The sequence below is a fragment of the Pseudomonas sp. B21-023 genome, assembly GCF_024749165.1.
Lineage (GTDB): Bacteria > Pseudomonadota > Gammaproteobacteria > Pseudomonadales > Pseudomonadaceae > Aquipseudomonas.
Genome location: NZ_CP087190.1, coordinates 5,175,890 through 5,190,473, shown reverse-complemented (window position 1 = coordinate 5,190,473; position 14,584 = coordinate 5,175,890). Strand labels below are relative to the sequence as shown.

Sequence of the window (14,584 nt, the reverse complement as noted above, 5' to 3'; positions counted from 1 at the left end):
CGCATAGCTGAAAGATAATTAATAGTTTGGTTGTTCTACTGTGCCCGCTCCATGTATTTCTAACAGTGTCAAGGCACTGGCTTCTTTGTAGTGATGATGTTATTTCGTGAAAATTTCGCGATTTCGTTAGGTAGAGGTCTAATGCAAGCCCAGTTGCAATTAAAATTATGGGTGGGGTCAGTAGGGTCAGTGTAACGATTGGCGCTAGTTTTTCATTCATTGTCGAATACATCGTAAATCGCTTCCCCTATTATCTCCCCGAGCTTCATTCCCCCAACGCTGCCAGCCAGCGCACCGATACCTGTTACAACCAATGAGCATACAGGGGTACCTGGTCCGGTTACCCAGCAGGCTGTAACAGCGATTGCGCCACCCGCTTTCGCTCCAGCTATCCCCCCGGCGAACCCCACCGAAAAATTTCCTATTTCAGTAAACTGCGTTTTTCTGCAAGTGCCACTGCTGCCCGCTTGGCAGGCTTCGTAGATTTTAAGCGCTGAACCAGTGCCACCAACGGCAATTCCGACATTGCCGCCAGCCTTAAGGAATTTGGAGAGTCGTGCAAGCTTATTCAAATGTGTCGAGTAACCGGGTATTTGACCTGGCGCTCCCGCCTTACTCCAGTGGTGCATTAGGCTTTTCGAGGATATGCCCAAGTCACGCCGTAGCTTTTCATAATTGCCCAAGTTCATCCGCTTGTTGAGGAAAGTCGCTTTCAAATGTGTATCCAGTTGCTTGAACAATTTTTTTCGTTCAGCAAAAAACTCAGGGCTGCGCAGATGCATATACTTGGCAAATTGCGTTTGATGCAAATCTTCGATCTTTCGCAGTATTGAACCCAGCTCATCCAGTGATTTTGCCATCATCGCCTGGCTCACACCCATCGCCAGGCTCACATCACTGAGCAACCCGGCGATCTCAGCTTGATGGCGCATCATGAAGTCGGCTTCTTCCTCCGTCAGATCTGCCAATGCTTCCCGAGCCTGTTGCGCCGCGCTCATTGCGATCAGCTCTTCACGGGTGCAGACCGGCCGGCTCAGGCCGTCACCGATGACGAAGATCTCCCCCGCCTTGAACCCCTGCTGATAGGTCGGGTTCAGGCGCTCCAGGATAGATCTGGGGAGGTTGGCTTGCGGTGCACCTAGTTCAGTCAGCACCTCCTGATACGTCATGCATCGCGGCACGATGTAGAAGCCATGTTCCTGGCTTTGCTGTGTCATCGATGGCTGGACTGTCTGAGGCTGGTAGCCAGTCCTTTTCGGCGTGTTTGCGTAAGCCTGTACTGGCGCCTCTCTAGCAGCCGCCGCTGCAGGTGCAAGGCGCGGGGCTGGGAGTCGATCCAACGGTGCAACCACGCGATTGTCGCCCAAGGGGCAGCCACATTTGACCAGCGTGCCATCCACCGCTGTGGATACGCCGTTCTGCGTCCAGCAAGGCTCTCCTTCGATGATGGTTCCGGCCTCACCACAGCGCGGGCAAGCAGTGGTCTTGTCCCCTTCAAATAGCCAGGCGACGCCGCTCGAAAAGCCCATGGACTGGTTGGCGATGCAGATGGCACCTGTGGTGGTTTCGTCTCCGTCCAGGCCCTGACCCCGGCCGAAGATGCTGATGCGCAAGCCCATGGCTCACCTCATGTTGAACATGGAAGCCTGGAACCTAGCAGTCTTGAGGCGCGCATTTTCAGGGCGAGGGCGGTTTGGGAAATGCCCTACAAGCAATAAAGATTTGGATGTCATTCACCTCTACGGCGTGGGTGTGGGCGATCGAATTGCCTGCTCAAGCATCGTTCATAAAACGGAACGCTAAAGCCAAAAACCACTATCTACCGCTCCAAAAGTGGTGGTTTTAACCTTCTCCCATCAACGCGAAACACCCAACTTACTGAAAATCAAAACCCTTAGGAGCTACCGCCATGACCAACTTCAAATACAACCGCCTGAACAAAGACGACGCCGCTGTCCTGCTGGTCGACCACCAGGCTGGCCTGCTGTCCCTGGTCCGCGACATCGAGCCGGACCGTTTCAAGAACAACGTGCTGGCCCTGGCCGACCTGGCCAAGTTCTTCAACCTGCCGACCATCCTCACCACCAGCTTCGAGCAAGGCCCAAACGGCCCGCTGGTACCTGAGCTGAAGGAACTGTTCCCGGATGCGCCGTACATCGCCCGCCCAGGCCAGATCAATGCCTGGGACAACGAAGACTTCGTCAAGGCGGTGAAGGCCACTGGCAAGAAGCAACTGATCATTGCCGGCGTGGTGACTGAAGTTTGCGTAGCCTTCCCGGCGCTGGCCGCCCTGGAAGAAGAGTTTGAAGTGTTCGTGGTGACCGATGCTTCCGGCACCTTCAACGAAATGACCCGTGATGCTGCCCATGACCGCATGAGCCGTGCCGGTGCCCAGCTGATGACCTGGTTCGGCGTGGCCTGTGAGCTGCACCGCGACTGGCGCAACGACATCGAAGGCCTTGCAGCGCTGTGCTCCAACCATATTCCGGATTATCGCAACCTGATGACCAGCTATAACGCGTTGACTGCAGGTAAGTAATAGCAGCAGATTTTTGGTTCAAAAGGCCGACCCCGATGGCGGGGTCGGCCTTTTTCGTTTGGCTGTGTAATGGCTGCGATGTGCCCGTCTTGAGGTCGTGTCAGGGCAGACAGGTGCATGCCTTGATGGTTGTGCTGTCTGTGAGACCGAGCGCCGCGCGGGCGACGCTCGGTCTCACAGGCGCTGAACCTGTTGTGGTGAACCCTTGGCGGTCCTGGGCCACATGTTTAGTCATTATTGTCACTTTGACTGACCCGCTGGGAGTGCTTCACTGGGCCTTTCAGGCATGCCCGGATTCAGGAGCTCCCGATGAACCTGCACCAGTACGCTGAAACCCACGAAGTCACCAACCAGCCGCCGTCCCTCGACGGTGCCAACCTCTACCGCCTCGACCAGCCCTTGCAGGAGTGGTCGCGGCGCTTCGGTGCCGGCTGGGCCCAGTCGCGGATCGACGCCTACGGCGCCCTGGCCGGTGGCCCGCTGATGGCGGCGGGTTTCCTGGCCAATGCCCACAAGCCCGAGTTCAGAAGCCATGACCGCTATGGCCACCGCATCGATCTGGTGGAATTCCATCCCGCGTATCACCAGTTGATGCGCACCGCCGTCGAGCATGGCCTGCCCTCGTTGCCGTGGGCTGAGCCACGGGACGGTGCCCACGTGGCCCGGGCCTCGATGACCTACCTGCACAGCCAGGCCGAAGCCGGTACCGGCTGCCCGCTGACCATGACCTTCGCCGCCGTGCCAGCCTTGCGCCTGCAACCTGAGCTGGCTGGCTACTGGCTGCCCAAGGTCCTTGCCCGCGAATACGACCCGCGCAATGTCGGCGACCGGCACAAGGCCGGCGTCACGATCGGCATGGCCATGACCGAGAAGCAGGGCGGTACCGACGTGCGCGCCAACACCACCCGCGCTTACCCGGTCGGCGCGCCCGGGCCGGGCCAGCCCTATGAACTGGTGGGGCACAAATGGTTCTGCTCGGCCCCCATGTGCGATGCCTTCCTTACCCTGGCGCAGACCGACAAGGGCCTGAGCTGCTTCCTGTTGCCGCGCCACCGCCCTGACGACAATCGCAACCAGTTCTATATCCAGCGTCTGAAAAACAAACTGGGCAACTGTTCCAACGCCTCCAGCGAAGTGGAGTTCCGTGGCGCCCTGGCGTGGATGGTGGGCGAGGAGGGGCGCGGCGTGCCGACCATCATCGAAATGGTGGCCATGACCCGCTTCGACTGCATGGTCGGCTCCAGCGCATTGATGCGCCAGGCCCTGACCCAGGCCGCGCATCACTGTGCCCACCGCAAGGTCGGTGGGCGCGTGCTGGCCGAGCAGCCCTTGATGCAGAACGTGCTTGCCGACCTGGCCCTGGAAAGCGAGGCCGCATTGGCCCTGAGCCTGCGCATGGGCCAGGCGCTTGATCGGCTCGACGACCCGCAGCAGGCACATTTCGCCCGCCTGGTGACGGCCGTGGGCAAGTACTGGATCTGCAAGCGCGCCCCCGGGATGATCAACGAGGCCGCCGAGTGCCTGGGCGGTGCCGGCTACGTCGAGGACAGCATCCTGCCGCGGCTGTACCGAGAGGCGCCGGTCAACTCGACCTGGGAGGGCTCGGGCAATGTGCAGTGCCTGGACGTGCTGCGCGCCTTGTCGAAGGAACCGGGTGTGCTGGAGGCGCTGTTTACCGAGCTGGGGGACGGGCATGGCGACCCACGCCTGGCGGCGTTCATCGGCAACCTCAAGGGCGCGTTCGCCGATACCGGCGATATCCAGTATCGCGCCCGGCAACTGACCGAGGACATTGCCGTGGCGTTGCAGGCCAAGCTGTTGCTGGAGGCGGGCAACGCCACGGTGAGCGACGCGTTCATCGGCAGTCGGCTGAGCGGCGGCGGTCGCGTGTACGGCGTATTGCCGCGCGGGGTTGATGCTGCGGCACTGGTAGCCAGGGCCACGCCGGTGTGGGCCGGGTAACGCCATCGCGGGGGTGTTTTTACCCTGCAACGCAGGCAAGATGGTTGTCATGCATTCCATAAGACAGGAAGCCCAGCGTGAGCCAAGCGTTTGTAGTCGTTGATACCCCCGAACAGGCCGTCGACCGTCTGGCGGCCTTGCATGAACAGGCCACCGGTGCCCTGAGCCAGGCCCTCAAGCGCTACCTGAAAGACCGCACCGAGCCCGGTGACGAAGAACGCGCGCTGTTTCGCTACCCGGCCCTGCGCCTCATCTATTCCAGCCAGGGTGAAGTCGCCGCGACCACGCGTGCCTACGCCAAGGTCCAGGTGGATGGCACTTACAGCGTAACTGTCACCCAACCTGCGGCGTTCCGTGGTTATCTGCTCGAACAGCTGCGCCCGTTGATGCACGACTACACCGTGACGGTGGAAGTCGGTGTCAGCGAACAGAACATTCCTTACCCTTACGTGGTTGACCAGGGCGATGAGCTGGCGGGCAGCGGCATCACCGCGGCGCAACTGGCGCGGGTGTTCCCCAGCACCGACCTGTCGGCGGCCACCGACAACACCGCCGATGGCCTGTACGACTGGGAAAGCGCCGAAACCCTGCCGCTGGCGCTGTTCGACGCCGCCCGCGTGGACTTCTCCCTGCGCCGCCTGGTGCACTACACCGGCAGCGACTGGCGGCACATGCAGCCATGGATCCTGCTGACCAACTACCATCGCTACGTCGACCAGTTCATCGCCCATGGCCTTGAGCAACTGCGCGAGGACCCACGCTTCGTGCGCATGGTCCTGCCGGGCAACGTGGTCATCGAGAAGGGCATGGACAATGGCGAGGCCCAGGCCCTGGTCGCCAGCGTGGTCTGGCACCGCTACCAGATGCCGGCCTACCACCTGATCGCCGCCGACGGCGATGGCGTGACCCTGGTCAACATCGGCGTCGGCCCGTCCAACGCCAAGAACATCACCGACCACCTGGCGGTGCTGCGTCCGCACTGTTGGCTGATGATCGGCCACTGCGGCGGCCTGCGCCAGTCGCAGACTATCGGCGACTACGTGCTGGCGCATGCCTACATGCGCCGCGACGGCATCCTCGACCGGGTAGTGCCGCCGAACATCCCGATCCCGGCCCTGGCCGAGGTGCAGCTGGCGTTGCAGGAAGCGGCCGCGCAGGTCACCGGCGAACGTGGCGAGCAGCTCAAGAAGCGCCTGCGCACCGGCACCGTGCTCACCTACGACGACCGCAACTGGGAGCTGCGCTGGGCACAGGAGCGCCCGTTGATCAACCTGTCCCGTGCCGTGGCGGTGGACATGGAAAGTGGCACCATCGCGGCCCAGGGTTACCGCCTGCGTGTCCCCTACGGCACCTTGCTGTGCGTTTCCGACAAGCCGCTGCACAGCGAGATCAAGCTGCCGGGGTCGGCCAACGCCTTCTACAACCGCGCGGTCAGCCAGCACCTGAAGATCGGCATCGCCGCCCTCGACCTGCTGCGCACCGAGCTCAACTCGCTGCACTCGCGTAAACTGCGCAGCTTCGATGAGCCGCCGTTCCGCTGAGGATCCATGCCCCTGCCACCCCGTAGCACCCCTCGCCGCCCTGCGGCGCGAACCACCGGCCCGCGTCGCCAGCCCAAGGCGCCGCCGGCCGAGCCGCGCCTGATCCTGTTCAACAAACCGTTCGATGTGCTCACCCAGTTCAGCGATGGCGAGGGGCGCGCCACGCTCAAGGATTTCATCGACATCCCCGGCATCTACCCGGCCGGGCGTCTGGACCGCGACAGCGAAGGCCTGCTGCTGCTGACCAACGACGGGCGCCTGCAGGCGCGGATCGCCGACCCCAGGCACAAGCTGGCCAAGACCTACTGGGTGCAGGTGGAGGGCGAGCCGAGCGAGGAGCAGCTACAGCGCCTGCGCGAGGGCGTCGAACTCAACGACGGGCCCACGCTGCCGGCGCAGGCACGTCTGCTCGAGGAGCCCAAGTTGTGGCCGCGCAATCCGCCGGTACGTTTTCGCAAGAGCGTGCCGACTGCCTGGCTGGAGCTGGTGATCCGTGAAGGCCGTAATCGCCAGGTGCGGCGGATGACGGCGGCGGTGGGGCTGCCGACCTTGCGTCTGGTGCGGGTGCGTATCGGTGACTGGACGATCGAAGGGTTGGAGCAGGGGCGATGGCGGGAAGTGGCGGCGAAGCTGTAGTCGCCGCCCCGGCGTTGGGGTCGTCAGACCCCTTCCAGAAACCCCACGACCACGCTCTTGATAATGAACGCCAGCACGCCAAGGCCCAGCACAAAGAACAGGATCAGCGTGCCAAAGCGCCCCGCCTTGGACTTCTTCGCCAGGTCCCAGACGATGAAGCCCATGAAGGCGATCAGCACGGTGACGAGGATGATCATCATCCACTCTTCGAATACGGCGGGATCCATCGGTTCACTCCAGGCAAGCGCAAAGCCCGATCATACGCCGGGCGCGCAGGGATTCAACGCAGGTGGGTCAATGGCAGCTCGGTGCTGGCCAGCACCTGGTTGAGCACGAAGCTCGAGCGCACGCTGGTGACTCCTTCGATACGGGTCAGGCTGCCCAGCAGCAGTTTCTGGTAATGGTCCATGTCCGGCACCACCACCTTGAGCTGGTAGTCGGCGTCCATCCCGGTGACCAGGCTGCATTCGAGGACCTGGGGCAGGCTGCGGATCGCCGCCTCGAAGGTTTCGAAGCGTTCAGGGGTGTGCCGGTCCATGCCGATCAGCACATAGGCTGTAAGGCTCAGGCCGAGTTTCTTGCGATCCAGCAGGGCCACCTGGCGCGAGATGTAGCCGTCGTCCTCGAGCTGCTTGACCCGGCGCGAGCAGGGGGACGGCGACAAGCCGATGCGTTCGGCCAGTTCCTGGTTGGAGATGCGCGCATCGCGCTGCAATTCGGCGAGGATGCTCAGGTCGTAGCGGTCGAGCTTGCTCATGGAAAGGACCTTTTCTGTTCAGATTGCGGCGAATTATCGATCCTGAGTGAAAAATTGCGCAAGCGGTATTTATAAGAGCAATCTTCGCAATCCTCTGCCCCAGCGTCTCCCCTATCTTTATCACCAGAATCACTGCCCGGACATCAGTCCACGGCGACGCGCCCTAGGCGGGCGGTCGCGGCCAGCCATCCAACAGGATCCGCCAGGCCCCCGGGCTACGCACTGTCCAGAAGACGGCGCGAGGTGAGCCGGTGCCACAAGTGCCGAGCACGGACGACAATTCCCGAAGGGAGGCCGTAAGGCCTCCCTTTTTTATTGTGCTGAAGATTGCACAGGCCTGGCCTGGCGACGACCCGCCATGGCGAGCGCCGCCAGCAGCACCAGCAAGCCGCCGATCACGGCAATCATGAAGCCGCTACGTGCTGTCGTGGCGTCCACCCATTGACCGGCGCCGGCCGCGCCGATAGCCACGCCGACATTCAGCCCGGCGAGCAGCCAGGTCAGGCCCTCGGTCAGCTGGCGCTCCGGCACGCTGCGCTCGACCAGGGCCATGGCCACGATCATGGTCGGGGCGAAGAACACCCCGGCCAGTAACACTGCCGCCGCGAGCAGGGCGATATTGCCGACCAGGAGCAGCGGCAGGGTGCTGAGGGTGGTGGCCAGTGCGCCGACCAGCAACTGGCGGGGCAGCGACATCCGCCAGCGCAGGGTGCCGAACAGCAGCCCGGAAACGCAGGAGCCCACGGCATAGGCCGACAACACCAGGCTGGCGGCAGCCGGTTGCCCTTGCTCGCCGGCGAAGGCGACGCTGACGATGTCCACGGTGCCGACGATCATGCCCATTGCCACCATCAGCAGCGTCAGCTGAGGCACCCCTGCGCATCGCCATGCCGGCAGGTCACGTCTGGACGAGGTTTCGGCACGGACCACCGATGGTTCGCTGCCGGTCTGCAGGGTCAACGCCAGGGTACCCAGCAGCAGTAACGCGGCAGCGGCCAGCAACCCGGTCTGGGGCCACAGCGCCACGCTGAGCCCGACGGCCAGCGGTGGGCCGGCAATGAAGCTGGCTTCATCGAGTACGGTTTCCAGCGAGTAGGCAGTCTGCAGTTGCGGCTGGCCGCGGTACAGCTGGGTCCAGCGCGCCCGGACCATAGCCGACATGCTCGGCATGCAGCCGGCCAGCAGGGCGGCGATGAACAGCAGCCAGTCGGCACTGCGCCACCAGGCGCAGGCAGCCATCAGCAGCAGCCCGAGCACGCTCAGCAGGCTGGCCGGCGGCAGCACGCGGCGCTGGCCCAGGCGATCCACCAGGCGTGATACCTGTGGCGACAACAGGGCATAGGTGAGCACGAAGCAGGCCGACACCGCTCCGGCCAAGGCATAGCTGCCGCGCCATTGCGCCACCAGCGTGATGATGCCGATACCGGTCATGGGCAACGGCAGGCGGGCCAGCAGGCCGGCCAAGGTGAACCCGAGGGTGCCGGTCGGGACGAACAAGTGTGCATAAGGGTTGGGCATGGCGCTTGCTCCGTGAGGCGGCCCGCTTGCTGGCGGCAAGGCAGGGCGTGGATAATACGTACAGTGCGTATGATTAAATATTCATACGAGCTGAATGTAAATATTCATACGAATTGTACGTAAAGGAGAGGCCATGGTTCGTCGCACCCGCGCCGAGATGGAAGAAACCCGCGCCGCCTTGCTGGCAATGGCCCGCCAGGTCTTCAGCGAACAAGGCTACGCACAGGCGTCCATGGATGACCTGACCGCTCGCGCCGGGCTTACCCGAGGCGCGCTCTACCACCATTTCGGCGACAAGCAGGGCCTGCTGGCGGCCGTGGTGGCACAGATCGATGGTGAGGTGGATGCACGTCTTCTGGCCATCTCCGCATCCTGCGATGACCCCTGGCAAGGCTTCTGCCAGCGTTGCGAGGCCTACCTGCGCATGGCCCGCGAGCCGGAGATCCAGCGCATTGTCCTGCGTGACGCGCGCGCCGTGCTGGGTGCGGTGACCCCCGAGGCGCAGCAGCATTGCATTGCATCGCTACAGCGGATGTTGAGTGGGCTGGTCCAGCAGGGTGTGGTTGCCGAGGCCGATCCCTGGGCGTTGGCGGCGCTGGTACATGGCAGTTTGTCGGAGGCGGCGGTCTGGATCGCCCAGGCAGAGGACGGCGATATCCGCCTCGGCCAGGCCTTGGTCGCCCTGGAGTTGCTGCTGCGTGGCTTGCTGGCGCGCTAGGCTGTCGGCTATTTCATCTGCCGGTCGCGGTCTGCGCAGTAGACTGCGAACGGTAAAGGCGGGCGTTATCATCGAGAGGAACAACATGAGTTCGCGCATCTGGCGGTTGGCAGGTGTTGGTTTGCTGGGCCTGGGCATCAGCCTGGGCGCCTTGGCCGAAGAGCCTGGAGAAGGGCATGACGGTCATGGCGGCCAGCAGGAGCAGGGCGGTGGCGAACGGCGTGGATCGCCGCTCAACTCACGTGACGAAGTGCGCCAGACGCAACCGCCACGTCAGGGCTACTACCAGGATATTCCCCGTCGTTACGGTGACAACCGTCACTGGGAGGCGGGCGGTCCGGGTCAGCGCCCGGGCGGCAATTGGTCGGGACGGCCTGATGGTCATGGCAATGGCTGGGGGCCAGGGCCACAGTATCACCCCGGGCACACTGTCGATCGCTTCCCGGACCGCTACTGGAAGGTGCCTTATCGTGGACAGGACTACTTCTACTCCGGCGGTTATTGGTATCGGCCGCATGGCGGCGGCTACGTGGTGGTCACGCCGCCTTACGGTGTGCGGGTCGGCTATCTGCCGCCCTATGCCCGCGAGGTGTGGTTGAGCGGTGCGTTGTTCTTCCTGGTGGCCGACACCTACTACCAGTACCTCGCCGACAGCCGCGAGTACGTGGTGGTCAACCCGCCCAGCGTTGCGCCTGCACCGCAGCAGCAGGGCAGTGGCTATGATGTGATCGCCTACCCGATGTACGGCCAGGGGCCGGAGCAGCAGGAGCAGGACCGCTACCAGTGCCACCGCTGGGCGGTGAGTCAGTCGGGGTTCGATCCGGCGACGGCGACCTATGCGCCTCCGGCCAATGTGGCGGACAACTATAGGCGGGCATTGGGGGCGTGCCTGAGTGGGCGCGGCTACAGCGTCAATTGACAAGGCAATTGCGAGCGCGGGCTACACCGGGTCGGCGTGAACCATCACATCAGCCCGCGGATAGCGCTGGCGAATGACCTGCGAAGCCTGCACGCACAGCTCATGGGCGGCATGCAGCGGCATTTCGCCGGGCAGTTCCAGATGCAGTTGTACGAACCACTGGCTGCCGGACACCCGTGTGCGCAGGTCATGCACCCCCTTCACCCCGGGAATCGCCAGCACCACTTCGAGCATGCGCTCGCCGATATCGGTCGGCAGTTCCTTGTCCATCAGGATCGCCGTGCTCTCGCGGGCGATCTGCAGCGCACTCCACAGGATGTACAGGGCGATACCCAAGCCAAACAGGGCATCGAGCTGTGGCCAGCCGAAGCGGGCCAGCAGCAGCGCCAGCAGGATGCTGGCGTTGAGCAGCAGGTCGGATCGGTAGTGCAGCGAGTCGGCGCGCACGGCCGTGGAGCCGGTCGCGCGGATGACTTTGCGCTGGAATGCCAGCAATGCGAGGGTCAGTACCAGCGACAGCAGCATCACCACGATGCCGGCGGCAGTGTCGCCCAAAGGCTCCGGCGACTTCAGCCGATCAACCGCCTGCACCCCGATCAGCACCGCGCTGACCCCGATGAACAGTGCTTGGGCCATGCCGGCCAGGGCTTCGGCCTTGCCATGGCCGAAACGGTGGTCGTCGTCGGCGGGGCGCAAGGCGTAGTGAACGGCCAGCAGGTTGAGAAAGGAGGCGGCGGCATCCAGCGCCGAGTCGGTCAGCCCGGCCAGCAGGCTGACCGAGCCGCTCAGCCACCAGGCCACGGCCTTGCTCAGCACCAGGATGCAGGCGACGCTCAGCGAGGCGCGGGTGGCCAGGCGCAGCAAGCGTTGGTGTTCGGCGGTGGCGGTCATGCGCAGAGGATCGTCCGTGGTCAGATCAGGCGGCAGGCACCAGGCCGTAGCTGGCCAGTTGCTCGACACTGCCACGGTGCTGGATCAGCCGTGGGTCGTTCAATGGCAGGCGCTGGCCCAGTTCGCTCTCCAGGATAGCCTGCAGCTTGGTCCTGTCGACCTGGCCATCGGCATTGACCGCCGGCTTGAGCTTGGCCGGGTCGATCTGCGCGCTCTTGCCGCCGGGGTAGTAGATGGCGCCAGTGGCGAAGTCGATGCCGAAGGCGATCAGGCCGGGGAGCACGTAGAAGAGAATACCAATGGCGTCCATGGCCGCGACCACAGGGTCGATCTTGCCTTCGATCTGGCCGCGACGGTCAGGGTAGAACAGGGTGCCGCAGGCCGTCAGCTGGGTCAGCAGGGTGGCGATGAGGGCGCCACCGATGACGCGGGAAGGGATGCGCATGTGAATCTCCGGAAGGTAACGACGATCAAGGGCGCGGCAATCGCCGGCGCCTGAGGTTAAGACCATGATAGGGCAGCCTCGGTTCGCCGTTATACTCGGACGATTGTTCGAGGACCACCATGATTTCATTACCGATCGATGCCGTATTGTCCGACCTGCGCCAAGCCCTGGCCAAACGTGACGAAGCGGTGCTCGAGGCGCCCCCCGGCGCCGGCAAGACCACCCGCGTACCGCTGGCGCTGCTCGACGAGCACTGGCTGGCCGGGCAGACCATCCTCATGCTCGAGCCGCGGCGCCTGGCCGCCCGCGCCGCCGCCGAACGCCTGGCCAGTGAACTGGGCGAGAAGGTCGGCGAGACCGTGGGCTATCGCATCCGCCTGGACAGCAAGGTCGGCCCGAACACGCGTATCGAAGTGGTCACTGAAGGCATCCTCACCCGCCGCCTGCAAAGCGATCCTGCGCTTGAAGGCGTGGGCCTGGTGATCTTCGACGAGTTCCACGAGCGCAGCCTGGATGCCGACCTGGCCCTGGCCCTGAGCCTCAACGGCCGGGCGTTGCTGCGTGACCAGCCGCCGCTGAAGGTCCTGCTGATGTCGGCAACCTTGGAGGGCGAGCGCCTGTCGCGCCTGCTCGACGATGCACCGATCATCAGCAGCCAGGGGCGCATGCACCCGGTGGATATCCGCTGGGGCCGGCCGTTCCAGCCTGGCGAGTTCGTCGAGCCGCGCGTGGTCGACTGCGTGCTCCAGGCCCTGGCCGATGAATCCGGCAGCCTGTTGGTGTTCCTCCCCGGACAGGCCGAGATCCGCCGCGTGCACCAGGCTCTGCAGGAGGCTGTGGGCGAGCGTCCGGAGATCCTGCTCTGCCCGCTGCACGGTGAGCTTGAGCTGAGTGCCCAGCGCGCCGCCATCGAGCCGGCGCCCAAGGGCCAGCGCAAGGTGGTGCTGGCCACCAATATCGCGGAGACCAGCCTGACCATCGACGGTGTGCGCGTGGTGATCGACGCCGGGCTGGCGCGGGTGCCGCGCTTCGACCCCGGCAGCGGCATGACCCGCCTGGACACCCAGCGCATCTCCCGCGCCAGCGCTACCCAGCGCGCCGGGCGTGCCGGGCGCCTCGAGCCTGGCGTGTGCTATCGGCTGTGGTCCGAGGCGCAACATGACCAACTGGCGGCCCACGGCAGCGCCGAAATCCTCCAGGCCGACCTGGCCGGGCTGGCCCTGCAGTTGGCGCGCTGGGGTGTGCCGCCGGAGCAGCTTAGCTGGCTTGACCAACCGCCAGCGGCCGCCTTCGCGCAAGCTCAGGACCTGCTGGCCCGGCTCGGCGCCTTCAAGCCGGGTTGTCGCGACAACCTGAGCGCCCATGGTCAGGCCATGGCCGAGCTGCCTGCGCATCCGCGTATCGCCCACCTGCTGCTGCGCGGCCAGGATCTTGGGTTGGCCGACCTGGCGTGCGATGTCGCCGCGTTGTTGGGCGAGCGCGACATCATGCGCGGCGGCGGTGCCGACCTGCATAGCCGGTTGGCTTTGCTCAGCGGTGAAAGCCGCGCCTCCCGGGGCGGGCAGGGCGGCGTGCAGCGCGCCCGGCAACTGGCTCGTCAGTATCGTGGTCAGCTACGTGGCAAACCGCGCAGCCCGGTCTCCGACCCCGATCATCCTCGCTGGTTGGGCGCGGTGCTGGCGCTGGCCTACCCTGACCGGGTGGCGCAACAACGTCGCGACGGCGGCGCCGAGTATCGCCTGGCCAATGGCCGCGCGGCATTGTTCGCCGAAGCCGATGTGCTGATGAAAAGCCCGTGGCTGGTGATCGCCGACCTGGGCAGCCGTCAGGGGCAACGCGAGGAGCGCATCTACCTGGCTGCCGAGTTCGACCCGTCGCTGTTCGACGGAGTGTTGGCCGAGCAGGTGGAGCAGCTCGACCTGCTCGACTGGGACGAACGCGAGCAGGTGTTGCGCGCCGAGCGCCAGCGCAAGGTCGGCGAGCTGGTGCTCAGCCGTGAACCGTTGCCTGGGCTGGACGACGAGGCGCGGGCCAAGGCGTTGCTCGGCCTGGTACGGCGCAAAGGCTTGAACCTGCTGACCTGGACCCCGGAACTGCGCCAGTGGCAGGCCCGTGTCGCGCTGCTGCGCCAGCTCGACCTGGAAAAGGGCAATCAGAGCGAATGGCCAGACCTGGGTGACGATGCCTTGCTGGCCAGCCTGGAAGACTGGTTGCAACCCTACCTCGGCAAGGTGTCGCGGCTGAGCCATTTTTCCAACCTGGATCTGGCCTCGATCCTGCGCAACCTGCTGCCCTGGCCGCTGCCCCAGCGCCTGGACGAGCTCGCACCGTCGCACCTGGCCGTGCCTTCGGGCTCAAGCATCCGCCTGGACTACAGCGAGCAACCACCGATCCTGGCCGTGCGCCTGCAGGAGCTGTTTGGCCTGGCCGACACTCCACGCATCGCCAATGGGCGGCAGCAGGTCAAGCTGCACCTGTTGTCGCCAGCACGTCGGCCTGTGCAAGTGACCCAGGACCTGGCCAACTTCTGGCGCACCACCTATGCCGAGGTGAAGAAGGACCTGAAAGGGCGCTATCCCAAGCACTACTGGCCGGAAGACCCGCTGGTGGCCGAGGCTACGGCGCGGGCCAAGCCGAGGAAAGCCTGAGCGCGCGCGA

13 protein-coding genes are annotated in these 14,584 nt (G+C 64.4%); 7 read left to right on the top strand and 6 right to left on the bottom strand.

Going from position 1 to position 14,584, the window contains the following annotated elements:
• Positions 1-212: 212 nt before the first annotated feature.
• Positions 213-1,619: a PAAR domain-containing protein gene (locus LOY42_RS23370; protein ID WP_258599477.1), complete on the bottom strand. Its 1,407-nt coding sequence runs from the start codon at positions 1,617-1,619 to the stop codon at positions 213-215.
• Between the two features lie 290 nt (positions 1,620-1,909).
• Between LOY42_RS23370 and ycaC the strand changes: the two genes are divergently transcribed.
• From ycaC to LOY42_RS23350, 4 genes are all read left to right on the top strand, one after another.
• Positions 1,910-2,539 (top strand): isochorismate family cysteine hydrolase YcaC, encoded by a 630-nt coding sequence (ycaC, locus tag LOY42_RS23365; RefSeq protein ID WP_111533157.1) that lies wholly within the window; start codon positions 1,910-1,912, stop codon positions 2,537-2,539.
• Between the two features lie 309 nt (positions 2,540-2,848).
• Positions 2,849-4,501: an acyl-CoA dehydrogenase family protein gene (locus LOY42_RS23360; RefSeq protein ID WP_258599475.1), complete on the top strand. Its 1,653-nt coding sequence runs from the start codon at positions 2,849-2,851 to the stop codon at positions 4,499-4,501.
• A 77-nt stretch (positions 4,502-4,578) separates the two neighbouring features.
• The gene (amn, locus tag LOY42_RS23355) at positions 4,579-6,042 is read left to right on the top strand and encodes an AMP nucleosidase (RefSeq protein WP_023632409.1); all 1,464 of its coding nucleotides are present in this window, start codon (positions 4,579-4,581) and stop codon (positions 6,040-6,042) included.
• Between the two features lie 6 nt (positions 6,043-6,048).
• Complete coding sequence (locus tag LOY42_RS23350) at positions 6,049-6,678, top strand: pseudouridine synthase (RefSeq protein WP_139668318.1); 630 nt, start codon at positions 6,049-6,051, stop codon at positions 6,676-6,678.
• Positions 6,679-6,701: 23 nt separating this feature from the next.
• On the opposite strand, the gene LOY42_RS23345 is transcribed toward LOY42_RS23350, so the two are convergent.
• The 3 genes from LOY42_RS23345 to LOY42_RS23335 form a co-directional block, all read right to left on the bottom strand.
• Positions 6,702-6,905, bottom strand: a complete 204-nt coding sequence (locus LOY42_RS23345) for a DUF2788 domain-containing protein (RefSeq protein WP_023631482.1) — start codon at positions 6,903-6,905, stop codon at positions 6,702-6,704.
• Between the two features lie 53 nt (positions 6,906-6,958).
• A complete protein-coding gene (locus tag LOY42_RS23340; protein ID WP_011535815.1) occupies positions 6,959-7,435 on the bottom strand; it encodes an Lrp/AsnC family transcriptional regulator in 477 nt (158 codons plus the stop codon).
• Positions 7,436-7,747: 312 nt separating this feature from the next.
• Entirely contained in the window at positions 7,748-8,953 is a 1,206-nt protein-coding gene (locus tag LOY42_RS23335; protein WP_139668320.1) for an MFS transporter, read from the bottom strand.
• Positions 8,954-9,086: 133 nt separating this feature from the next.
• Between LOY42_RS23335 and LOY42_RS23330 the strand changes: the two genes are divergently transcribed.
• Entirely contained in the window at positions 9,087-9,671 is a 585-nt protein-coding gene (locus tag LOY42_RS23330; RefSeq protein WP_139668322.1) for a TetR/AcrR family transcriptional regulator, read from the top strand.
• 85 nt (positions 9,672-9,756) lie between these two features.
• Positions 9,757-10,590 carry a DUF6515 family protein gene (locus LOY42_RS23325; protein ID WP_139668324.1) on the top strand — a complete coding sequence of 278 codons (834 nt, stop codon included), beginning with the start codon at positions 9,757-9,759 and terminating at the stop codon, positions 10,588-10,590.
• Positions 10,591-10,611: 21 nt separating this feature from the next.
• On the opposite strand, the gene LOY42_RS23320 is transcribed toward LOY42_RS23325, so the two are convergent.
• A complete protein-coding gene (locus LOY42_RS23320; RefSeq protein WP_139668326.1) occupies positions 10,612-11,481 on the bottom strand; it encodes a cation diffusion facilitator family transporter in 870 nt (289 codons plus the stop codon).
• Between the two features lie 25 nt (positions 11,482-11,506).
• Positions 11,507-11,926, bottom strand: a complete 420-nt coding sequence (locus tag LOY42_RS23315) for a polyribonucleotide nucleotidyltransferase (protein ID WP_102684164.1) — start codon at positions 11,924-11,926, stop codon at positions 11,507-11,509.
• Positions 11,927-12,045: 119 nt separating this feature from the next.
• Here LOY42_RS23315 and hrpB point away from each other — a divergent pair, with 119 nt between their 5' ends.
• Complete coding sequence (hrpB, locus tag LOY42_RS23310; protein ID WP_139668328.1) at positions 12,046-14,574, top strand: ATP-dependent helicase HrpB; 2,529 nt, start codon at positions 12,046-12,048, stop codon at positions 14,572-14,574.
• Positions 14,575-14,584 lie beyond the last annotated feature (10 nt).